Here is a 21,791-nt window from a genome sequence, read left to right as displayed (position 1 = left end):
CTCAGGGCTGCAGCAATGCCTGCAGTTCGTCTGCCCGGTCCCGGGTGCTGCCGAGGATGCACCCGGCGCCATTGAGCTGGTCGATAGTGCCGCCGGTGAGGCTGTAATACAGGTTGCAGTTGGCGTCGCGGTACTTGATCCAGGCCCGCTGGGCCTCACGCAGCTGGGTTTGCTGAGGGCCTTCGAGAGCGGCCATGGCCTTTTTGTAGGCGCTGTTGAGGCGGCTGTCCTGGCGCTTGATCTCGGCGCCGTTGCAGTTGTTCATGGCCAGGGTGGACTCGGCGGTTTTCATGCAGGCTGTGTAGGCCGGGGAGTACTCGTCCTGGGCCTGGGCTATTGAGGAACCACAGACCAATAGGCCGATGAGCAAAAATGGGCGGTTCATGCGGCGGACTCCGTCTTGGGTGGGCGCGGGCTGATCGTGGTCGGCATGCTAGATGGCGCCCTTGTCGATCTGGACCGGCGTCGGTGGCTCGATCACTTTCTTTAGCTGAAAGTGCAGGCTAGGCGTCTGGATCGCGTAGACGATGGCAATGTTGAGCACGATTGCCAGGCCGCCATCAAGCCAGTGCCAACCCGGCATCTGCGCGCCTTTGACCCCCTGTCGGCACCACCAGGCCTGCGCTACGCAGAAGAAGCCGATCGATAGCAGCCAGACGTAATAACCGGGGCCAAAGCCGGTGACGTCGAGAAAACTGTAGCTGTGATTGTCTGGCAGACGCTCGACTTGCAGCGCGCTGAGCGCCAGGTACAGCGCGCCAAGGCCAAGCACCAGGGCCAGCCAGCGCCAGCGCCGGTGCATCAGGATCGCCAGCCCCAGCAACGGGTTGGCAAACCAGCCGTAGATCTGCATGACAATGCCCCAAGGCCCGAGCAGCAGCACCTGCAAGGCATGCAGAGAGCCGTCAGCCGACAGGTAGATGGCTTTGAAGCACAGGCTCAACAGGTACAACGCCAAGGTGATTGCAACGTAGAAACGGGCCATCAGTTGCCTCCACACTCAATGCACGGCGTCTGCTCGGGGACCGACCGAAACGGCACTTTACTCCAGGGCGTGAATGCCAGCGGCACACTGACTACGATGCCAGCGACCAGCACCCAGCCCGGCCAGCCCAGCAGCGGTACCCTGCTGCTACCCGCAGGTTCCTGGCGGTAGCGCCACTGGCCAAGGATGAACAGCGCCATCGCCAGCAACCACACGTAGTAACCGATCAGCAGCCCCGGACCGTTGGGCGAATCGGGTACCAGGGTCAAGTCGAACCAGCCCAGCGGCACCATCGAGCCACTGAGCAACAGCGCAGCGCACCCCAGGTACAGGGCCACCCGTGGTTGTTTGCGGTGCATCACCAGGGCGGCGAAATACAACGGATTGGCATACCAGAAGGCGCCGCCCAAGACCCCCAGGGCCAGGGCGTGCATGCCACGCATCACCTCGTGCTCACGGGCACATGCCTCAAGGAACAGGCAGGTCAGGTAGCAGGCGAGGCTGAGGGTCAGGTAGTTCAGGGGCACCAGTAAATCCATTTGGCTGGTCAAAGAGCGCGCGACAATAGCGCAGACTGCGCTGCCGCGCTTGAGTATTCAACCTTCCATTGGCGCCTGATCGAGCAGTAGCCCGTAAAGCCCCGAGTCCGACAGCTCACCGGCGACACACCAGCGCTGGCGCAGCAACCCTTCGAGCACAAAGCCCTGACGCTCCAGGGTGCGTGCCGAGCCGTGATTGCGTGGGTCGATTTCAGCCTCCAGGCGCCGCAGGTGCAGGCCGTGAGCCAGGTAGTCGATGAAACAGGTCAGCGCCTCGTCCATGAAACCACGGCCTTGGGCAGCACTGGCCAGGCAGTAGCCGATTTCACCGCGGCGCGAAGTGGGTTCCAGGTTGAACAATTGACTCATGCCGATCAGTTCGCCGTTGTCGCGCCGGTAGATGCCCAGCTTCAGCATCTGCCCGGCGGCATAGGCGGCGCGGTCTTCGGCCAATGCCGCCCGCGCCTCGGTCAGCGCTTGCCAGGGGCCGTGGTGCCAGAAACGCATGACCTGCGGGTCGGCCATGATAGCAAACCACGCTTCGGCATCCTCGAGCACCATCGGGCGCAGTTGCAAGCGCGGGCTTTCCAGGCACAGGTCAGCGGGAAAACTGTACATGCGGGTCACGCGGGACCTCCTGTCCGATTCATGAACCCGCCAGTGTAACCCTCAAGCCGCGCCTCAGGCGACTTCAGCACCCTCGTCCGGCCAGATCGGCTCGTTGGCCTCGAGCGGTGGCAGGCCATAGGCGGCGCGGGCCGCATCGCAGCTGGGGTTGGCTTCGCCATTGACCCAGGCCGCGTCGAACTCCCGGCAAGGGCTGGAGCGTTGTTCATACAAGGTGCAGCTCACACCTTTGCCAATCTCGCCTTCGAGCCCAATGCAGCGACAGGGCTTGCTGTCGGTGCCGATCATCGCCACGCGGCTGGGGCTGATCTGGACCACCAGATCGTCGGGCACGACACCACCCGCCGACGTGCACTCACCCCAGAAGAAGGACACACGGAAATACCCGCAGCAGGCGCCGCAGTTCAAACAAGGATTATGTTCGGACATGATGAGAGGGGGAGGTTGATTATCGTTATAGGGAGAAACCCGCCGCCATTCTATGCGTTGCCGGATGTTTGAGAAGGGGGGTATTGCAGAAATAAATCGCCGCTGACGGACGGTTGTTTCGCCGCGGCAATCCCGCTCCCACTGTAGGAGCGGGATTGACCCGCGATAACCTGTACGCTTACTTCTGGGCCGGCTTGCTACCTACGCCATCGGCCCTGAACATCTGCCGGATGCCGCGCACCGCCTGGCGGATGCGGTCCTGGTTCTCGATCAGGGCAAAGCGCACATGGTCGTCGCCATAGTCACCAAAGCCGATACCCGGCGACACGCAGACCTTGGCCTCGGCCAGCAGCTTCTTGGAAAACTCCAGCGACCCCAGGTGCGCGTACTCTTCGGGGATTTTCGCCCAGACGTACATCGACGCCTTGGGGTTCTCGACCATCCAGCCCAGCTCGTGCAGGCCCTTGACCAGCACGTTGCGGCGCTGGCGATACTGCTCGGCGATATCGAGCACACACTGCTGATCGCCTTCCAGCGCGGCAATGGCCGCGACCTGCAGCGGGGTGAAGGTGCCGTAGTCGTGGTAGCTCTTGATGCGTGCCAGGGCGCTGACCAGCTCCGGGTTGCCCACCATGAAGCCGATCCGCCAGCCGGCCATGTTGTAGCTCTTGGACAGGGTGAAGAACTCCACGGCAATGTCCTTGGCCCCCGGCACCTGCATGATCGACGGTGCTTTCCAGCCGTCGTAGACGATGTCGGCGTAGGCCAGGTCGTGGATCACCAGCACGTCGTACTGCTTGGCCAGGGCCACCACCCGCTCGAAGAAGTCCAGCTCGACGCACTGCGCGGTCGGGTTGGAGGGAAAGCCAAGGATCATCATCTTCGGTTTCGGGATGGTTTCGCGGATTGCCCGCTCCAGCTCGTTGAAGAAGTCCACCCCCGGAATCAACGGCACCGAACGCACCTGGGCACCGGCTATCACCGCCCCGTAGATGTGAATCGGGTAGCTGGGGTTGGGCACCAGCACGGTGTCGCCATGGTCAAGGGTGGCGAGCATCAGGTGCGCCAGGCCTTCCTTGGAGCCGATGGTGACGATGGCTTCGTTTTCCGGGTCGATCTCGACCTCGTAGCGGTCCTTGTACCAGCGCGAGATCGCCCGGCGCAGGCGTGGGATACCGCGGGAAGTCGAGTAGCCGTGGGTGTCTTCACGCTGGGCGACCTGCACCAGTTTCTCGACGATGTGCGGTGGCGTGGCACCGTCGGGGTTGCCCATGCTCAGGTCGATGATGTCCTCGCCACGACGGCGCGCGGCCATCTTGAGCTCGGCGGTGATGTTGAAGACGTAAGGGGGGAGACGATCAATGCGCGCAAAGCGGCGCGGCGAACCTTGGTCAGCCATGGCTTCCTCGAAGACGTAAGCGCCCGGAACCGTCCGAGCGACGTTGGCCACTGCGGTGGCCGAGGCAAACCATAGAGCCTTTGCCCGCCGGGTGTCCAGTAACTGCAGAAAAATACCTCGCCAAGCCTTTCTTTTGCATTACAGCCTTGACACCATAATGAGAATCATTTGTATCATATTTATTAATTAGCCAGCATTCAAAGGAACTGCAATGCTTTCCCCCCTCCCCCAGCACCTCCCGTTCACACCGACACTTCTTGCCATCGCGCTATGTGCCGCCAGTGCCGGGCTGCACGCAGCCACGCCAGAAGACGACACTGAACCTGTCGACGCTCATCACCATCATGTGTGGGAACTTGGCGAAACCCAGGTCATCAGTAACCAGCTGGGGACCATCACCGAAGGCAACGGCAGTTACACCCCGGGCACCATCGCCACTGCCACCCGCCTGGTGTTGACCCCCAAACAGACTCCGCAGTCGATCTCGGTGGTCACCCGCCAGTTCATGGATGACTTCAATCTCAACGCCATCGACGAGGTGATGCGCCATACACCGGGCATCACGGTATCGAGACTGGACAGCGAGCGCACCACCTACTATTCCCGTGGCTATTCGATCCAGAACTACCAGTACGACGGCATTCCCACCCTGGATAACGGCGTCAACGCCGCCGGCAACAACCTCAGCGACACCGCCATCTACGACCGCATCGAGGTGATCAAGGGCGCCAACGGCCTGCTTTCCGGTGCCGGCAAACCTGGTGCAGCGATCAACTTCGTACGCAAGAAACCCACCGCCGACTTCAATGCCCATATCGGTGCCAGCGGTGGCTCCTGGGACAACTACCGCAGCGAGCTCGACGTCTCTGGCGCACTCAACGACAGCGCCAGCGTGCGGGCTCGGGCTGTGGCCGCCTTCCAGGACAAACACTCGTTCCAGGATCACTATGAACGCAAGACCAGCGTCTACTACGGCATTGTCGAAATGGACCTGGATGACGACACCCTGCTGACGTTGGGCGCCGACTACCAGGACAACGACCCCAGGGGCTCCAGTTGGGCGGCCATCCCGATATTCAACAGCGATGGCAACCTGAACAAGGTTTCGCGTTCGTTCAATCCGGGGGCGCAGTGGAGCCGTTGGGAGCAATACACCCGTACCGTATTTGCCAGCCTGGAACGGCACTTTGCCAGCGACTGGGTCGCCAAGTTCGAGCTGAGCCACAAGCTCAACGGTTACCACGCAAGGCTCGGCTCACTCAGCGGCGGCGCCCCCAACCCTCGCACGGGCAGCGGCAGCGCCCTGTACTCGGGCAAGTTCACCGGCGAGACCAAAACCGACACCGCAGAGCTCTATGCCACCGGCCCTTTCGAGCTGTTCGGGCGCGAGCACGAGCTGGTGGTCGGCACCAGCTATTCGCGGGCCAGGTTCGATGCCAAGGCCTATGACGCGGCGGCGGGTTACAACAACCGGGTCGACAACTTCTACACCTGGAACGGCAACATTGCCGAACCGGACTGGAAGCTGTCGCGCACCGACGACCTGACCACCCGCCAGACTGCCAGCTACATCACTGCGCGTTTCAAGCCCACTGATGATCTGGCACTGATCCTCGGGAGCCGGTTTGCCAACTTCACCCGCTCCGGCGACAGCGATCAGAAAGAAAGCGGGCGCGCCGTGCCTTACGCGGGCGTGGTCTACGATCTCAATCCGACCTACGCCGTCTATGCCAGCTACACCAGCATTTTCAACCCGCAGTCCAGTCAGGATCGCTTTGGCAAGACCCTGGAGCCCAACGAGGGCGACAACTATGAAGTCGGTCTGAAGGGCGAATGGTTCGACGGGCGCCTCAATGCCAGCCTGGCCTACTTCGAGATCCATGAAGACAACCGCGCCGAACAGGACCGCAGCGGGCAACCGTCGCAGGTTCTGAGCCCCTATGTGGCGACCAAGGCCAAGTCCAAAGGCTACGACGCGGAGATTTCCGGGGAACTGGCCCGCGGCTGGCAGGTGCAGGCCGGTTATACCCACAAGGTCATTCGCGATGACGATGGCGACAAGATCTCTACCTGGGAACCGGAGGATCAGGTCAGCCTGTTCACCAGCTACAAGCTGCCCGGCGAGCTGGAGCGCATGACCGTTGGGGGTGGCGCGCGCTGGCAGGGCAAGTCATGGCAAGCGGTGAACAACCCGGTTCGCGGCCGGGAAGACTACACCCAGGAAGCCTACTGGCTGGTCGACCTGATGACCCGGTATCAGTTCACCGATAGCCTCTCCGGCCAGGTCAACCTGAACAACCTGTTCGACAAGAAGTACTTCACCAACGTCGGCTTCTATAACTCCTACTACTACGGCGACCCACGCAACGTGAGTGTCAGCGCTCGCTACGATTTCTAAGCCATGTCTCAGCGAATTTCCTGGTAGGACGATGCCTGCCAGGTGATAGGCGCTGCCAACCCGGCAGGCGGCATCAAGGTGCCGCCCTTCACCGCAGAGAAGCCAGCGCCCTGGCTGCCCAGCGAAACAGCCCGCTCGCCCTTCTCCGACTCCGTCACCACGGTGTAGGAATGCTTGCGCATTGCCTGGTACTTGCCGTCATCCCGGGCGAGCACCTGGTGATAGGCCTGCAGCTCTGGCTCGCCGAGGTTGAGCATTTTTTGCAGTTTCACCCCCCAACGGGTCAGGCAGACTTCAGCAAAATGCCGCACGATCAGCCCGGGCTCGGCCAAAACCTTGGTACCCGAGGTGCCGTCAGCGGCGGCGTTACCCACCAGCGTGGCGTGACGCCCCGGCACTGGGTAAATATGGCAACGGGTTACCGAGTGCGTCTTGGGAATCACGCAGGCAAAGCCCTTGGAGCGCTCGTCGCGGGAATAGAAGCCAACGTATTGCTTGACGTTCTCGCCAAGCTGCACCCGGTGAGCCTGAAAGTTCAACAGCCCCGGCACCGGATCGACGGCAAAGATGTTCACCGGAATATGCTTCAGGGTGCTATCAGCGAGCATGGCGTTGGCCAGCATGTGACAACTGACCCCGCCGCGGCTCCAGCCGACCAGGTTGACCTGGGTGGGCAATGGCCCGTCTTTGCGGAATATCTTGATGATTTGCGCCTGCAACTGCTGCGGGGTAATGATGCGGTCGCCGTAATGGTAGGTCCGCCAGAACCAGGAGCCGGTCTTCTCGACATCGTCGATGGGAATGCCGGCCGCCTTGAGCTGTTGGTACGCTTGCGCGCTCAAGGTTTTGCGCTGCCAGTCGAATGTGCCTTTGATGATGTGCAAGGCATGGCTGACGTTCTCTTCCCAGCCCTTGCCGAACAGGGTGCCGGAAAGCCCATAGGCCTTGGTCTTGATGAACAGCTCGTCGGCCTGCAGGTTGCCGCTGCCCGGCCCGTCGATAGCCACCCAATGGGCGAACTCCTTGCCCTGGTCGTTGGAGGCCAGGGTCGAAACCAGCTCGCCATTCCAGAAGTTGGGGTTGTTGTCGTCGAAACGGTGAGAGCCGGTGCCACAAAAGTAAACGGTCAAAACGCTCATGTCATGATCCTGTCGGGTTGAGGGTCACGACACGCTATCGCTGGCACTGCGCTCGCAGCAGGCGGAAAACCTCCCAGGCAGCGGGCACCGAAGCCGCTGCCCGGGAGGCACTACTCAGTAGACCTGAACCCGCCAGAGCTCACGCGAAGCCGAAGCCGGCGACATCGGCAAGCGACCATGCAGGGTCTGGTAGTTGTCGATCAGAACCAGATCGCCCTCGACCCACTCATGGGCGATCAGGCAATCCTCGTCATAAACCAGCGCATTGAGCTGCTCAAGCAAAGCCTGCTGGGCTTGCGCCTCGAACCCTTGCACTTCCTGGCTCAAGGTCTGCAGGGACGACTCGGTGCCTTCCTGGTAGCGCAAAATACGTTCACCGGTGCGCGGGTGCAGGTCCACCAGGCTGTAGCTACGCGGCGAGCCACCGAAGTAGGTCATGCGCGTGTAATAGGTAATGTCCACTGCCTGCCATTGCCGGGCTAGCTGGCTGCCGACCTTGCGCAGGGCATTACGGCTGTCGACGATGGTGGTCTGGCCTTCACCCGCCTGCGGCGCGGTCTTGCAATAGAGCATGAACTTGCTCGCGCAGAACTTCGGATCACGCTGCACCTGGGCATCGCTGGCCGGCAGCATGTTCAGGTCCCAATGCAGTGGCGTCTTCTCCAGCGAGTGCACTACGCCCTCGGGCTTGTCCGCCGGCTTGACCACATGCACCTTGCCGAAGGCCCATTGGTAGATGGTGCCGAAACGTTCGCAGTCGCGGGCGAAGCTGTCGCGGTCTTCGAAGGTGCAGCCGCGCAGGCAGACAAAACCGAAGGTTTCCACCAAGGCTTCGAGCAATTGCGTCGAGAAACGCTCAAAGCCCAGGCCCAGGGGATCGCGTACCAGCAAGCCGAACAACGGGCGCTTCTGGAGCTCGAATTCAAAGCCCTGCAGCGCCTCGCCGGTGGTTTCGTGGTACAGCCAGGGGTGCCCCTGGTACTGCACCAGCAGGTGCCGGTCGATATCCACTTCAGCCCGGGTGCGCAGCGTCTGGCTGCCATCCAGATGACGCACCGGCACCGCATGCCAGGGGCTGGAAACCCGTGTCAGGCCATCAGCCAAGGCCAGGGTGAACTTCGGCCCGGCATTGTCGTACTGATGCACCGACAGACGAATGTCATCCGGGAAGAAGCGATTGACCGCGGCATTCAGCGCTTGCCCGCGGAACATCATCTGATAGGCCTTGTAGCCGATCTGCAGCAGGTGCTCGTCTTCGCTCTGCCCCGCTTCGCGGCACAGACGCAGGTCGTTGTAGAGGTGGCTGCAGAGCTTGTCGTGGGCATGGCTGAGGGTCTCGTCATGGCGGCTCTGCGCGATCAGCGCCTCGACGTTCTTCCACGGCAGCCGGGCCTGCTTGACCAGCGTGGCGCGCACGGCATCGGCGCTGCTGGCCTGGGGGAACAGGTCTTCCATGCTTACCCAGTTGATCGTGTGGGTGGTGCACAACTCGCGCAGTGCCTGGTTGTAGGCTTTGCGCACGTCGTCGGGCACGCCGACGATATCGTTGAAGGTCGTGCCGTCACTCAGGATCGATACCACGCAACCTGGCGCGTGCAGCGCCGCGATCTCCTGGCCCAGCTGATCCAGACGCTCGATGGCCATGGCTTCACCGTAATCTGGCAGCACACCGAACGTCTGGTCGCGGGCATTCGGCGACTTGCACGGGAAGCCCGGCAACACCAGGCGTACCGGCGCCTGTTGATCGTAGAAGTGGGCAAGGCTGATGGCCAGGCTGGCCCGACCTGCCCTGTCGAACCGATCGTCGCTGTCCTTGAGCAGATAACCTGCCAGCACATCGCTGACCGCCTTGATCCAGGTGTCCTTGTGTTGCATGACCTTTCTTCCTTGAGAGGTGGTGTATCAGAGCGGGCTGGCAATAGCGCCAGCCACGCAGGTTGGGTTGGCCCGCTGCACGGCATGCAGCAGGTCTGCCGGTTGATCGCAGTACAGGTCCGCCGTCTGTGCTTGCAAGGCATAGGCCCGACCGTAACCCCAGGTCACGCCAGCGGCGTGCATGCCGGCTGCGCGTGCGGTCATCAGGTCGATGACGGTATCGCCGACGAACAGGCAGCGGGAGGGTTCCACCGCCAGATGCCGGGCCGCTTCCAGGGCAGCGTCCGGCTGGGGTTTGAGCGGGTGGCCACGGCGCTGGCCAAGAACGATTTCGAAGGTGTTTGAGGGGAACAGCTGCCCAGCCACCTGCAATGCCATGTCGTGGGCCTTGTTGGTGACGATGGCCATCGGCAATTGCAATTGGCGGCAGCCCTCGAGCATTTCCAGCACGCCCTCGAACGGTCGCGAGAACTGCACCAGGTGCTGCTGGTAGCAGGCGATGTAATGCGCATGCAGGGCCTTGTCATCGGCAATGCCCAGGCGCGCGGCGACACGCTCGAGCATCGCCCCGGTTCCACCGCCGACATAGGCGCTAATGGTCTCCCGTGGCAACGGCTGATAGCCCTGATCCTGCAGCACCCGGTTCAGGCACCAGACGATGTCCGGCAAGGTGTCGACCAAGGTACCGTCGAGGTCGAAAATCACGGCATCTGCCGTCAATGCTGGAAGCATCATTGCGCACTGGCGTAGTGGCAGGGGCGGCCCTGGCGGAACACCAGGCGGCTGTAGCGCTCGTCGATATTGCTGCGCTTGTCGAGCATCACCACCCCGCGGCGCTTGATCGCTACCGAGTGCCAGGGCGTACGCCACAGGTCGCTGGTGGGCACCAGGCGGATGCCGATCTTCTGTGACACAGCCAACTGCGGGTGAATCGACAACCGCAGGCACTGTGGGTAGCGCGCCTGCAACAGCGCGCTCCAGGCTTCGCTGCGCTGGATCACCCGTTGCGACGCCGGCTTGGCGATCTTCTTCACGGCGTTGAGGCTCATGCCGGCGAACTCGGCAAGCCCCGAGTAATCCTCGGACAGAAAACGGTGAATGCCGCAGTACATCAGCATCATGTGCGGCTCGTCCTGAAAGCGCTGGCCCAGTGCGATCAGCGACTGGCCGTACTCGATCATCAGCTCCTCGCGCATGGAGTCCAGGCAGCCCAGTTGCGGGTAGGCATCCTTGAGATCGAACAAGGCGAAGCTGTGCGGATAATGCTGCTCGGCGTAACGCTGGATTTCGTCGGTGTAAGCCTTGACGTGGGCATCGGGCACACGCACCAGGTCGGAAAACACGTAGCCGTCGGAACAGATGTGAATCAACGCGCCCGGTGCATACAGCGCCTGGATTTCAGCGCACAGGTGCTGCAGTTCGTCGATGGCGTGACGCTCGGCAAGGTCCGGCAGGTGGCTGAGGGTTTTCTGCCGGTTCGGCGACTTGCCCGGGAAGGCTGGCAGGACCATTTCGATGCGCTGGCCGGCCTCGATCGCGCTCAGGACTTTATCCAGATGCGGCTCGAGCACTTCAGCCGACAACTCGTCGTCCTGGCCCGGTGCCAGGCTGCGGCGGCGGAACAGGCAGTCGAGCACCTGCAAGGCGGTATCGAGGTGCGCAGAGGTATGGCGTTCGCGCAGCAGCGCGATGCACGCCCGTTGAGCAACGGCGTTTGGCTCGGTCATGGACAATCCCTTGTGTGGTCAATCACAGCCAGCATCCTCTGGCCATACGCAGATACTCCTTACCCGCGCCGCGCTAAAATCCGGCAAACCCCGGGTACTTGTCAACAGCAGATTCGGTCGTTATCAACGGTGCAGCCAGCACCTCATGAGGTGACTGGACTACCAGCGCTGCGCGCTCGATCGCGGGCAAGTCCCGCTCCCACAGGTTTGGCGGTGCTCTCAGACCTGGTACTGCCCCTGTGGGAGCTGGCTTGCCAGCGATGAGGCCTGGGGCACAAACAAAAACGCCCCAGGCTCTGCAGCCTGGGGCGTTTTTGTTACACGCGGATGAATCAGTGCGCGTAAGTCAGCAACAGCTCGGCCGGCACCTTGGTGTCCAGCGACATCATCACGCTCAGGGCAGTGATGGTGAAGATCGAGAACACGAACAGCTTACGTGCCCACAGGCGATCGTCCACTGCCTTGTAGCCGGTCCAGGCCATGTACAGCCAGTACATGCCCATGGCGGCGGCAACGGCCATGTAGCTCATGCCCGCGTAGCCGCCCAGGGTCAGCATCAGGGTCGCTACCAGGAACGCCACGATGTACCAGAGGATGTGCTTCTTGGCCACCAGGATCCCACGCTTGACCGGCAGCACCGGAATCGATGCGGCCAGGTAGTCGTTGAAGCGGAAGATCGCAATGGCGTAGGAATGCGGCATTTGCCACAGGCTGAACATCACCAGCAGGGTCAGTGCAGCCAGGTCGAAGCTGTTGCTCACCGCGCAGTAGCCGATCACCGGAGGCATGGCACCGGACAGGCTGCCCACCAGGGTGCCGTGCACCGATTTGCGCTTGAGGTACAGGCTGTAGAAGCCGACGTAGATGACAAAACCGATCAGGCCGAACAACGCTGCCAGGGCATTGGCCTGCACATACAGCAGGCCAAGGCCGGCCACCCCGAGCAGGGTGGCGTAGGCCAGCGCGACGTTCAGCGAGATCTGGCCCTGGACCATCGCACGGTTCTTGGTGCGCTCCATCTTGATGTCGATGTCACGGTCGATGCAGTTGTTGAACACGCAACCGGACGCCACCACCAGCGAAGTGCCAATCACCGTGGCCAGGAACAGCATGAAGTCGACATGCCCTTGCGCGGCAAGGAAGAAACCGCCTGCCACAGAAAGCACGTTACCGAAAATGATCCCCGGTTTGGTGATTTGGATAAAGTGCTTAACGGACATGTCGTCTTACCTCACTTCGCCATCATGCTGGTGTGGATGCTGAACATGATCCACAGCGACAGGCCGACCAACAATGCAATGACCATCGCTGTAAACAGGAAGGTCGACACGTTGGAGCGCTGCTCGGCGGAACGGTCCATGTGCAGGAAGTACACCAGGTGTACCACCACCTGAATGACCGCCAGGGCCACCACGACCATGATCGTGATGTCCTTCGGCATGCTTGGGAACATCACCAGGCCGAACGGAATCGCGGTCAGGATCACCGACAGGATGAAACCGATCACGTAGGACTTGACGCTACCGTGGTTGCCCTCGGCGTGGCTGTTATGTGCGTTAGCCATTTACAGAACCCCCAGCAGATACACAACGGTGAACACGCAGATCCAGACCACGTCCAGGAAGTGCCAGAACAGACTCAGGCAGCTCATGCGGGTCTTGGCGGTACCGGTGATACCGTGCTTGTTGATCTGGTACATCATTACCGCCATCCAGATCAGACCTGCGGTCACGTGCAGACCGTGGGTGCCGACCAGCGCGAAGAACGCCGACAGGAAGCCACTGCGCTGCGGGCCGAAGCCCTCGGCGATCAGGTGATGGAACTCATAGACTTCCATCGCGATGAAGCCGGCACCGAACAGGAAGGTGACAGCCAACCAGCCCAGCACGCCGCCCTTGTTGCCTTTGAACATCTGCAACATGGCGAAGCCGAAGGTGATACTCGAGAACAGCAGCAGTGCGGTTTCGACCGCGACAAAGTCCAGCTGGAAAATGTCGTGACCCGACGGGCCGCCGGCAAAACTGCCGGACAGCACCGCGTAGGTGGCGAAGAGCGACGCAAACAGGATGCAGTCGGTCATCAGGTACAGCCAGAAACCGAATACGGTCATCTGGCCCGAGTCGTGGTGGTGGTCGTCATGCCCATGGTCGTGACCATGAGCATGCGTGTCTGCATTGATTACATGACTGGACATTGATTAAACCCGTTCAAACGATTTGACACGTGCGCCATCCGGCGAACCGGTAGCCAGGCCCAGGGCCTTCATGCGCTCGCCTTCGATACGCGCCACTTCCTCTGCAGGAACCATGTAGCCCTGGTCGTCACGCGCAGCGTGAGCAACGAAGACAGCGATGGTGCCGACCAGGCTGGCAGCAACCAACCACCAGATGTGCCAGATGAAGGCGAAACCGAATACGGTGAGCAACGCACCCATGAACACACCGGTGGAGGTGTTGTTCGGCATGTGGATCGCTTCGTACTTGGCTGGAACCTTGTAAGCCTTACCGGCTTGCTTGGTTTCGTGCCATGCATCCAGATCAACGTTCTCAGGCATGCTGGCGAAGTTGTAGAACGGCGGTGGCGACGAAGTCGACCATTCCAGGGTACGGCCGCCCCATGGGTCGCCGGTCACGTCCATGTTGTCCTTGCGGTCGCGGATCGAGACGTACAGCTGGATCAGCTGGCAAGCGATACCGAACAGGATCAGCACGGCGCCGAACACGGCTACGTACAGGTAGGGTTCCCACAGTGGGTTGTCGGAGTGGTTCAGACGACGGGTCATACCCATGAAGCCCAGTGCGTACAGTGGCATGAAGGCCACGTAGAAACCGGAGATCCAGAACCAGAAGGCAGCTTTGCCCCACTTCTCGTTCAGGGTGAAACCGAAGGCTTTCGGGAACCAGAAGGCGAAGCCGGCAATGTAGCCGAATACCGCACCACCGATGATCACGTTGTGGAAGTGAGCGATTACGAACAGGCTGTTGTGCAGAACGAAGTCAGCACCTGGAACAGCCAGCAGTACGCCGGTCATACCACCGATCGAGAAGGTCACCATGAAGCCCAGGGTCCACAGCACCGGCGCGGTGAAGCGCAGACGGCCCTGGTAGATCGTGAACAGCCAGTTGAACAGCTTCACCCCGGTCGGAATCGAGATCAGCATGGTCGCCAGACCGAAGAAGGTGTTGACGCTGGCGCCCGAACCCATGGTGAAGAAGTGGTGCAGCCATACCGCAAAGCCCAGTACCGCGATCGCGCCCGAAGCGTAGATCATCGACTTGTGGCCGAACAGGCGTTTGCCGGCGAAGGTCGAGGTGACTTCCGAGAACACACCGAAGGCCGGCAGGATCAGGATGTAAACCTCAGGGTGACCCCAGGCCCAGAACAGGTTGACGTACATCATCGGATTGCCACCAAGTTCGTTGGTGAAAATGTGGAAATCCATGTAACGGTCAAGCGTCAGCAGAGCCAGTGCAGCGGTCAGGATCGGGAACGAAGCGACGATCAGCACGTTGGCCCAGGTGCAGGTCCAGGTGAAGATCGGCATGTCCATCAGCTTCATGCCAGGGGCGCGCATTTTCAGCACGGTGGCGAGGAAGTTGACACCCGTTAGCGTCGTACCGAGGCCCGATAGCTGTAGCGCCCAGATGTAGTAGTCGACACCCACGCCTGGGCTGTACTGGATACCCGCCAGCGGTGGATAAGCGACCCAGCCGGTCTTGGCGAACTCACCAACACCCAGCGAGACGTTGACCAGCACGACGCCGGACACCAGCAGCCAGAAGCTCAGGGAGTTGAGGAACGGGAAGGCAACGTCACGCGCACCGATCTGCAGAGGCAGGGCCAGGTTCATCAGGCCGGTGAAGAATGGCATTGCCATGAAGATGATCATGATCACACCGTGAGCGGTGAAGATCTGGTCATAGTGTTCGGGAGGCAGGTAGCCCTCGGAGCCGCCGGTGGCCATGGCCAGCTGCGTGCGCATCATGATGGCGTCGGCAAAGCCGCGCAGCAGCATGATCATCGCGACGATGATGTACATCACCCCGATCTTCTTGTGGTCGACCGAAGTCAGCCACTCGGACCACAGGTAGGTCCATTTTTTGAAATAGGTGATTGCACCGAACAACGCGAGACCGCCGAGCGCAATCATGGCAATGGTCACCATGACTATCGGCTCGTGATACGGAATCGCATCCAGACTTAGTTTACCGAACATCTCTTACTCCTCTGCCCCAGCAGCCGAATGCATAGTCACGTCCAACCCTTCGGTACCGGCCGCTGCTTTGCTCTGCTCTTTTTCGTGGACCGGCCGACCGCGGTTCATGCCTTCGTACTTGTCGACGATGGACTGGAACTGCTCAGGCGAGGCCACGCTGTACAGCGCGACTGGATTGTTTTCGCTCGTTTTGGCCAATGCCGCGTATTCAGCCGCATCCAGCTGTTTAGGCGATTGCTTGACTTCGTTCACCCATGCTTCGAAATCAGCCTGGGAGGTGGCGGTTGCCTTGAACTTCATACCGGTGAAACCAGCACCGCTGTAGTTGGCGGAGATACCGTCGAACTCACCGTTCTCGTTGGCGATCAGGTGCAGCTTGGTGGTCATGCCAGCCATCGCGTAGATCTGCCCGCCCAGGCCCGGGATGAAGAAGGAGTTCATCACCGAATCCGAGGTCACGCGGAAGTTGACCGGGGTATTGGCCGGGAAGACGATCTTGTTGACCGTGGCAATGCCTTGTTCCGGGTAGATGAACAGCCATTTCCAGTCCAGGGCGACCACGTCGATCTGCACCGGCTTCACGTCGGAAACCAGCGGACGATACGGGTCCAGCTCATGGGTGGTCTTGTAGGTCACATAACCCAGGGCAATGATGATCAGAACCGGGATGGTCCAGACCGCCACTTCGATCTTGGTCGAGTGCGACCAGTCCGGGGTGTAGGTGGCTGCCTTGTTGGAAGCGCGATACTTCCAGGCAAACGCCAGGGTCATGAAAATGACAGGAATCACCACCAGCAACATCAAGCCGGTAGCGATCAGGATAAGGTTCTTTTGCTCAATGCCGACCTGGCCCTTCGGGTCGAGCAGGGTCCAGTTGCACCCACTGAGTAAAAGCATGCCTAAAAAGGGCAGAATGCCAAACAGTCTGGGGTAACGCTTTTTACTCATCTCACGACCTCTAGAGCAGCTTGCTTCAATGCAATTTGTGTTTTGGTCGCCAACACTTCGTCCTGCCAAGCGTCAGCATTTATGGGATCGAATACGGTCATGCCTTGAGGCCAGCTGCGGCGGCTCGGCATAAACCGGGTATTACGGTGTTTATTGTTTTGACTTCAGTAGGCAACAGGCCTGTCTTCAGACCAATTCCATTTGGTGCGGGAAATCACGGAGGGGGGTCAGCCCGGCATCGCCGCAGGCGATGCTCGTCAGAGTCAGCGAAAAGAGCCTGGGCTCCTTTAATCCTGCGACTCGCAAGCGGTGCCGAACGGAAATTGGGGGCGATTGTAGATAGGTAACCAATCGTTGACTATGACTTATTGAGCAACAGTCCTTTACCGATTACGTAACAATAACGCCTAAAAAATCAGTTTCGCGACAGTTTGTCGCACCCCTTCCACTACCCCTGGAACGCCCGTTTTACAAGGGCTGGAACTTGATCAGGATCAAGTCTGGTGCGACAAACTTTGCAAATCTCATTGCGCAATGGACTTGCGTCAATACATGACTTTTGTCTAAGCCTGACGGCGATTGCGGTAGATGCCCAGGGGCACCAGAACGGCGGTCAGGATAAAGGCCACCAGGGCCCATTGCGCCAGGGACAGGCCCATGACCGGCGGGTACGGCGTGGAGCAGAAACCATCGACCTGGAACACCAGTGGCAGCACCGACGCCAGCGGCAGGCCGTCGACGATCGGTTGCAGGGTATCGATGCCGCAACTGACCGCTGGATTGGCCAGGATGTAGACATGATTACCGGCAGCGGCGATACCGCCGATGGCGCTGAGCACCACCAGGCCTTCGAGCACGGTCAGGCTGCGTTTGCCGGGCATGGCCGCACCGATGAAGGCGAACAGCGCAATGAGCAGCAAGGCATAGCGTTGCAGGATACACAGCGGGCATGGCGCCTCGCCGAGGACGATCTGCATGTACAGCGCCCCGCCGATCAGGGCCAGACAGATCACCCCCAGCAGTACCAGAAAGCGCCGTTCCCGATTCAGGCGCGATGTTTGCTCGTTCATTGCTGTTCCTTCGTAGACTGGATGGCTCGACTGCCGATGCGCAATTCTACACGCTGAAGCAGACCATAGAGAGCGGCAAAAGTGCCGCGCCAGGCCTTCGTGGAGAGAAGCGAAGAGCAGAATACTGATTTGCCACTATCTTAGTCCTGTGGATTACCCTATCATTAATACTGTACAAATAAACAGTATCGAATACATCGATTACCAAAGGCATGTGAGGTGATGAATGGCCGTCGAAGTGGTATACCGCAGCAGCCGCGACCTGGAGCGCTTGTTCATGGATAAAGCCGAAGCAGACCGTCACGACAAGATGCTCGAGCTGGCCGAGCTGTTGGCCGAGGTCCTGAAGAAAGCCGTGCCTTCGCTGAGCGAACAGCAGGTCGAGGATGCCGGTATCTATATGGCGAAAAACCGTGATGTGTTCGCCAAGGCCTTCAAGAGCCAGCCCGACGCCCTGTCCGAGTTGCTCAACGACAGCGCCGCCGAGTAACCGTCTTCAGTTGTAGATCAACTGCTCGGCCAGCATCTGCGCCACCCGCGCCGGCGAGCGCTTCTCGGCCTGGGCGTGGGCGAAGACTTCGGTCAGGCGCAAGGGGATACGCGCCAGGTGCGCGGTAATGGTGCTCAGGTCCTCGCCACGGTGCCTGAGCGCCACGTAGATCAACCCGCCGGCATTGATCACGTAATCCGGGGCATAAAGGATGCCGCGGCTTTCCAGCTGATCGGCCACCTGCAAGGTGGTCAACTGGTTGTTGGCCGCCCCCGCCACCGCCGCACAGCGCAACTGCATCACGCTCTGCCCCGTGAGCACCGGCCCTATCCCGCACGGGGCAAAGATGTCGCAGGGCGTGCTGATCAACATCTCGTTGGCCACCGGCCGGGCATTGAACTGCTCAATGGCCAGTTGCACCCGCCCTGGGTCATGATCACTGACCAGCAACTCGGCACCCGCTGCATGCAACTGCTCAGCCAGCGCATAACCGACATTGCCCAGGCCCTGCACGGCAATACGCAAACCTTCGAGGTTATCGCTGCCCAGGCGTGCCATCGAGGTAGCGCGAATGCCGGCGAACACACCCATGGCCGCATGCGGCGAGGGGTCGCCGGCAGCGGTGGTGCTGGTGACGTGCTGGGTAGTCTGGGCGATGCAGTCCATGTCCAGGGTCGAGGTGCCGCTGTCCACGGCAGTAATGAAGCGCCCCTGCAGGGTATCGACAAAGCGCCCGAACGCCTCGAACAAGGCTGCACGGTTTTCCACATGGGGGTTGCGAATGATCACCGCCTTGCCCCCGCCCAACGGCAACCCTGCCAGCGCGGCCTTGTAACTCATGCCCTGGGCCAGGCGGATGGCGTCGATCATGGCGCTGTCGTCATCCGGGTAAGCCAGGTAGCGGCAACCTCCCATGGCCGGGCCCAGGTGTTCGCTATGAATGGCGACCACTGCTTTGAGGCCGGTCGGCGGATCGATGCACAGGTGCAGCGACTGCGTGCGGGTGCTTTGCATGAGAGCGAACATCAACGGGCTCCTCGATGAGGTGCTGATCCCAGTATAGGTCGCGCTTTCACGCCTGATGACAACACTCGGACCACTGGACGAAAAGCCGCGCCAGCGCTACAACAGAAGCTTGAGCGGAGATTGTCATGAACCCACGTAGCGCCTGCCTGGCTTGCCTTGAACGTGACCCGGTCGCCTTGCTGGAAGCGGCACTGTGGATTGCTGCCGAGCACGATGAGAGCGTGGTGCCGGCGCAGGTCCTGGCCGAGGTTCAGGCATTGCAGCAGGAGGTCAGCGCCGGGCTGCCGATGCTGCCGCTCAGCGAACTGGCCCAACCCTTGTTGCGCCGCCTCAACGCCCTGGGTTTCCAGCAGGAGGAGTACCACCCCCTGCGGCCCCAGTCGGCGCTGCTCGACAAAGTCATGCAGCGTCGCCGCGGTCAACCATTGGCCCTGGCCCTGCTGACTCTGGAAATGGCCCGTGGCCTGTCGATCCCCCTTGAGGGCGTGAACTTCCCCGGGCATTTCCTCTTGCGGGTGCCGGGCGCCGATCACCTGCTCGATCCTTGTGGCGGGCGGCGCCTGTACCCGGCCGATTGCCGCGAACTGCTGGGCCGTCAGTTCGGCCCGCAACTGGCCCTGAGCGCCGACCACCTGCTGACCGCCAGCCCTATGCAGATGCTCCAGCGCCTGTCACGCAACCTGCGCCAGTTGCACGCCAGCCACGATGACTACCTCGAAGCCCTGAAGGATGCCGAACGGGTGTTGCAGCTGGGCCCGGGCACGGCTGCCGACTACATGGCACGCGCCACCCTGTATCAGCACCTGGAATGCCCCCAGGCCGAACGCTTCGACCTGGAGCACGCCCTGCTGCTCAGTGACGATCCAATCCAGCGCTTGCGCCTGACGGAACGCCTGAGTCATTTGCCACCGCCGTCGCCATCGGTGCATTGACCGCCTCGGCCGGGCTGCGCACCTGAATGATCAACAACGCTGCCAGCACCGCCGGAATCGCGCAGAAGAAGAATATCTGCTCGACCGGCAGGTGCATGGCCAACAGCAGGCTGCCGAACAGCGGCCCGAGGATCGAGCCAAAGCGCCCCACCCCCAGCGCCCACCCCGTGCCGGTGGCGCGCACCTGGGCTGGATAGAAGTTGCTGGTAAAGGCGTTGAGCGTCAGTTGCCCGCCGATGATGCAGAAACCGGCGGCGAACACGCAGACCACCAGCCAGCGCGGGTTGCTGTGGTTCAGGCCGACCAGCACGGTAAACACCGCCGCCGCCAGCAGCACGGCGCTGAGCAGGCGCACCTTGCGCTTGAGGCGGTCGGCGAACCAGGCCATGAACACCGCACCCAGGGTGCCGGCAAACAGGAACATCGAGGTCACCAGGTTGGCCTGATTCAGGGCCAGACCGCTTTCAAGCAGCAGCGAGGGCAGCCAACTGATCATGAAGTACAAAAGGATCAGGCTGACGAAGAAGGTCGACCAGATCAACAGGGTCGACCTGGCGTAGCCATCACGAAACAGCGCCACGACGGTGAGCTTGTTCTGGTTGTCTGCCATGGCCTGCGCACTGGCTGCAGGCGGCTGCCAGCCCGGGAGCATCTTCGCCGTGACCTTGAGCAGGCGCGCATAGGGCGGCGCATCACGCAGCAAGCGTGGCAAGGATTCGGGCAGGTACAAGGCCAGGAACGGAAACAACAGCAGCGGCGCAATACCGCCGGCGAGGAACACTGCCTGCCAGCCGAAGCTGTCGATAAACCCGGCAGCGACGAAACCGCCCGCAGCGCCCCCCAGCGAGAAACCACAAGCGGCCAGCGTGACCATCAGGGTACGCAAGCGCGGCGGCGCATATTCGGACATCAGCGCCATGGCACTGGGCATCGCCCCGCCCATACCGATGCCACACACAAAACGCGCCAGCATCAGGCTGTTGAGGGAGTTGGCGAACACCATCAGCACGGTCAGGCTGGAGTACAGCAATACACAGCACAGCAGCACCCGACGCACGCCAAAACGATCCGCCAGCGGCGTCACCGCCAGCGAACCGAGGGTCAGGCCCAGCAGGTTGGCGCTGAATACCGGCCCGAATGCGGCCTTCTCCAGGCCCCAGTCCTGGGCCAGAGAAGGAATCACATAGCCCAGCACCTGAGCATCATAACCATCGGTAACCAGCAATAAGGCGAGTAACAACAGCAATAACCACTGATAACGCGACACGGGCCGGGCATCCAGCGCCGTGCGAAAGCTGGCAATCTGATTGTGCATCGCAAGGTACCTTTTATTGTTATGGGTATCAGGTGCGGGCAGCGGGGTTTATGGCGTATCGGGCTGCCTCGACGGATGAGCCTGGGCGAACGCCGCATGTTGCTCGGCCAGCGCGGCGACCCGGCGAATGCGCGGGAAGCCACTGAGGTCGATGTTGAAGCGTTCGGCGGCATACAGTTGCGGAATCAGGTAGACATCAGCCAGCCCCGGCTCGTCGCCAAAGCAGAAGCCTTCATCGCCGATCAACTGCTCGACAGCAGCAAGGCCCTGGCTGATCCAGTGGCCGATCCACTGGTTGACCTGGGCGTCATCGTGGCCCAGGCCACGCAACTGGTTAAGCACACTGACGTTGTGCAGCGGATGAATATCGCAGCCGATCAACGCCGCAACACCACGGGCCTGGGCCCGCCGAAGCGGATCTTGCGGCAGCAGCGCCGGCTGTGGATAAACCTCTTCCAGGTATTCGATGATCGCTGGCGACTGCACCAGCACCTCACCGGAGTCGACCTTCAGCGCCGGCACCCGCCCTTGCGGGTTGAGGGCCAGGAAGTGCGCCTCGCGCTGCTCGCCCTTGAGCAGGTTGACCGGCAGTTGCCCGACCTCCAGCTGCTTGAGCGCCAGGGCAATCCGCACCCGGTAGGACGAGGTCGAGCGGTAGTAGGTAAAGAGTTCCATG

At 61.2% G+C, this 21,791-nt stretch carries 22 protein-coding genes; 3 read left to right on the top strand and 19 right to left on the bottom strand.

Features of this window, described 5'->3' with window-relative positions; translation table 11 throughout:
* Window position 1: 1 nt before the first annotated feature.
* The 6 genes from NLX68_RS23510 to alaC all read right to left on the bottom strand — a co-directional run bounded on the left by NLX68_RS23510 (window position 2) and on the right by alaC (window position 3,979).
* Complete coding sequence (locus NLX68_RS23510; protein WP_254286043.1) at window positions 2-385, bottom strand: lysozyme inhibitor LprI family protein; 384 nt, start codon at window positions 383-385, stop codon at window positions 2-4.
* A gap of 48 nt (window positions 386-433) precedes the next feature.
* Window positions 434-985, bottom strand: coding sequence for a hypothetical protein (locus tag NLX68_RS23505; RefSeq protein WP_036993889.1), 552 nt, complete (start codon window positions 983-985; stop codon window positions 434-436).
* Window positions 985-1,512, bottom strand: a complete 528-nt coding sequence (locus NLX68_RS23500) for a hypothetical protein (RefSeq protein WP_254286042.1) — start codon at window positions 1,510-1,512, stop codon at window positions 985-987. Before NLX68_RS23500 ends, NLX68_RS23505 begins: the two co-directional genes overlap by 1 nt.
* A 69-nt stretch (window positions 1,513-1,581) precedes the next feature.
* On the bottom strand, window positions 1,582-2,151 hold the full coding sequence (locus NLX68_RS23495) for a GNAT family N-acetyltransferase (RefSeq protein ID WP_254286041.1): 570 nt from the start codon (window positions 2,149-2,151) through the stop codon (window positions 1,582-1,584).
* Window positions 2,152-2,205: 54 nt separating this feature from the next.
* Window positions 2,206-2,580 carry a YkgJ family cysteine cluster protein gene (locus tag NLX68_RS23490; protein ID WP_010223505.1) on the bottom strand — a complete coding sequence of 125 codons (375 nt, stop codon included), beginning with the start codon at window positions 2,578-2,580 and terminating at the stop codon, window positions 2,206-2,208.
* Between the two features lie 178 nt (window positions 2,581-2,758).
* Window positions 2,759-3,979 (bottom strand): alanine transaminase, encoded by a 1,221-nt coding sequence (gene alaC, locus NLX68_RS23485; protein ID WP_254286040.1) that lies wholly within the window; start codon window positions 3,977-3,979, stop codon window positions 2,759-2,761.
* Between the two features lie 211 nt (window positions 3,980-4,190).
* Between alaC and NLX68_RS23480 the strand changes: the two genes are divergently transcribed.
* Window positions 4,191-6,377, top strand: coding sequence for a TonB-dependent siderophore receptor (locus tag NLX68_RS23480; protein WP_254286039.1), 2,187 nt, complete (start codon window positions 4,191-4,193; stop codon window positions 6,375-6,377).
* A gap of 8 nt (window positions 6,378-6,385) precedes the next feature.
* On the opposite strand, the gene NLX68_RS23475 is transcribed toward NLX68_RS23480, so the two are convergent.
* The 10 genes from NLX68_RS23475 to NLX68_RS23430 all read right to left on the bottom strand — a co-directional run bounded on the left by NLX68_RS23475 (window position 6,386) and on the right by NLX68_RS23430 (window position 17,352).
* A complete protein-coding gene (locus tag NLX68_RS23475) occupies window positions 6,386-7,516 on the bottom strand; it encodes a hypothetical protein (protein ID WP_254286038.1) in 1,131 nt (376 codons plus the stop codon).
* Window positions 7,517-7,630: 114 nt separating this feature from the next.
* Window positions 7,631-9,391: an L-tyrosine/L-tryptophan isonitrile synthase family protein gene (locus NLX68_RS23470; protein WP_254286037.1), complete on the bottom strand. Its 1,761-nt coding sequence runs from the start codon at window positions 9,389-9,391 to the stop codon at window positions 7,631-7,633.
* A 27-nt stretch (window positions 9,392-9,418) separates the two neighbouring features.
* The gene (locus NLX68_RS23465) at window positions 9,419-10,123 is read right to left on the bottom strand and encodes an HAD family hydrolase (protein WP_254286036.1); all 705 of its coding nucleotides are present in this window, start codon (window positions 10,121-10,123) and stop codon (window positions 9,419-9,421) included.
* The gene (locus tag NLX68_RS23460) at window positions 10,123-11,118 is read right to left on the bottom strand and encodes an isocyanide synthase family protein (RefSeq protein ID WP_254286035.1); all 996 of its coding nucleotides are present in this window, start codon (window positions 11,116-11,118) and stop codon (window positions 10,123-10,125) included. The genes NLX68_RS23465 and NLX68_RS23460 overlap by 1 nt, the downstream gene beginning before the upstream one ends.
* Before the next feature lie 332 nt (window positions 11,119-11,450).
* A complete protein-coding gene (gene cyoE, locus NLX68_RS23455) occupies window positions 11,451-12,338 on the bottom strand; it encodes a heme o synthase (protein WP_254286034.1) in 888 nt (295 codons plus the stop codon).
* 11 nt (window positions 12,339-12,349) lie between these two features.
* A complete protein-coding gene (gene cyoD / locus NLX68_RS23450; protein ID WP_045188206.1) occupies window positions 12,350-12,682 on the bottom strand; it encodes a cytochrome o ubiquinol oxidase subunit IV in 333 nt (110 codons plus the stop codon).
* On the bottom strand, window positions 12,683-13,312 hold the full coding sequence (locus tag NLX68_RS23445) for a cytochrome o ubiquinol oxidase subunit III (RefSeq protein WP_026001353.1): 630 nt from the start codon (window positions 13,310-13,312) through the stop codon (window positions 12,683-12,685).
* A gap of 3 nt (window positions 13,313-13,315) precedes the next feature.
* Window positions 13,316-15,334 carry a cytochrome o ubiquinol oxidase subunit I gene (gene cyoB, locus NLX68_RS23440; protein ID WP_254286033.1) on the bottom strand — a complete coding sequence of 673 codons (2,019 nt, stop codon included), beginning with the start codon at window positions 15,332-15,334 and terminating at the stop codon, window positions 13,316-13,318.
* A gap of 3 nt (window positions 15,335-15,337) precedes the next feature.
* Window positions 15,338-16,282 (bottom strand): ubiquinol oxidase subunit II, encoded by a 945-nt coding sequence (cyoA, locus tag NLX68_RS23435; RefSeq protein WP_115088674.1) that lies wholly within the window; start codon window positions 16,280-16,282, stop codon window positions 15,338-15,340.
* Window positions 16,283-16,845: 563 nt separating this feature from the next.
* Window positions 16,846-17,352: a disulfide bond formation protein B gene (locus NLX68_RS23430; protein ID WP_254286032.1), complete on the bottom strand. Its 507-nt coding sequence runs from the start codon at window positions 17,350-17,352 to the stop codon at window positions 16,846-16,848.
* 226 nt (window positions 17,353-17,578) lie between these two features.
* On the opposite strand from NLX68_RS23430, the gene NLX68_RS23425 reads away from it, so the two are divergent.
* On the top strand, window positions 17,579-17,842 hold the full coding sequence (locus NLX68_RS23425; protein ID WP_254286031.1) for a YebG family protein: 264 nt from the start codon (window positions 17,579-17,581) through the stop codon (window positions 17,840-17,842).
* Between the two features lie 6 nt (window positions 17,843-17,848).
* Here the strand turns inward: NLX68_RS23425 and NLX68_RS23420 are convergent, their stop codons facing one another.
* The gene (locus NLX68_RS23420) at window positions 17,849-18,868 is read right to left on the bottom strand and encodes a Glu/Leu/Phe/Val dehydrogenase dimerization domain-containing protein (RefSeq protein WP_010223519.1); all 1,020 of its coding nucleotides are present in this window, start codon (window positions 18,866-18,868) and stop codon (window positions 17,849-17,851) included.
* Between the two features lie 125 nt (window positions 18,869-18,993).
* Here NLX68_RS23420 and NLX68_RS23415 point away from each other — a divergent pair, with 125 nt between their 5' ends.
* Window positions 18,994-19,800, top strand: a complete 807-nt coding sequence (locus tag NLX68_RS23415; protein ID WP_254286030.1) for a SirB1 family protein — start codon at window positions 18,994-18,996, stop codon at window positions 19,798-19,800.
* Here the strand turns inward: NLX68_RS23415 and NLX68_RS23410 are convergent.
* Both NLX68_RS23410 and maiA read right to left on the bottom strand, forming a co-directional pair.
* Window positions 19,721-21,115 carry an aromatic acid/H+ symport family MFS transporter gene (locus NLX68_RS23410; protein ID WP_254286029.1) on the bottom strand — a complete coding sequence of 465 codons (1,395 nt, stop codon included), beginning with the start codon at window positions 21,113-21,115 and terminating at the stop codon, window positions 19,721-19,723. The genes NLX68_RS23415 and NLX68_RS23410 overlap by 80 nt on opposite strands.
* Before the next feature lie 48 nt (window positions 21,116-21,163).
* A complete protein-coding gene (gene maiA / locus NLX68_RS23405; RefSeq protein WP_254286028.1) occupies window positions 21,164-21,790 on the bottom strand; it encodes a maleylacetoacetate isomerase in 627 nt (208 codons plus the stop codon).
* Window position 21,791: the final 1 nt, after the last annotated feature.

This window comes from Pseudomonas sp. SBB6 (genome assembly GCF_024213215.1).
Classification (GTDB): Bacteria; Pseudomonadota; Gammaproteobacteria; order Pseudomonadales; family Pseudomonadaceae; genus Aquipseudomonas; species Aquipseudomonas donghuensis.
This window is presented reverse-complemented; position numbering and strand designations above follow the sequence as displayed.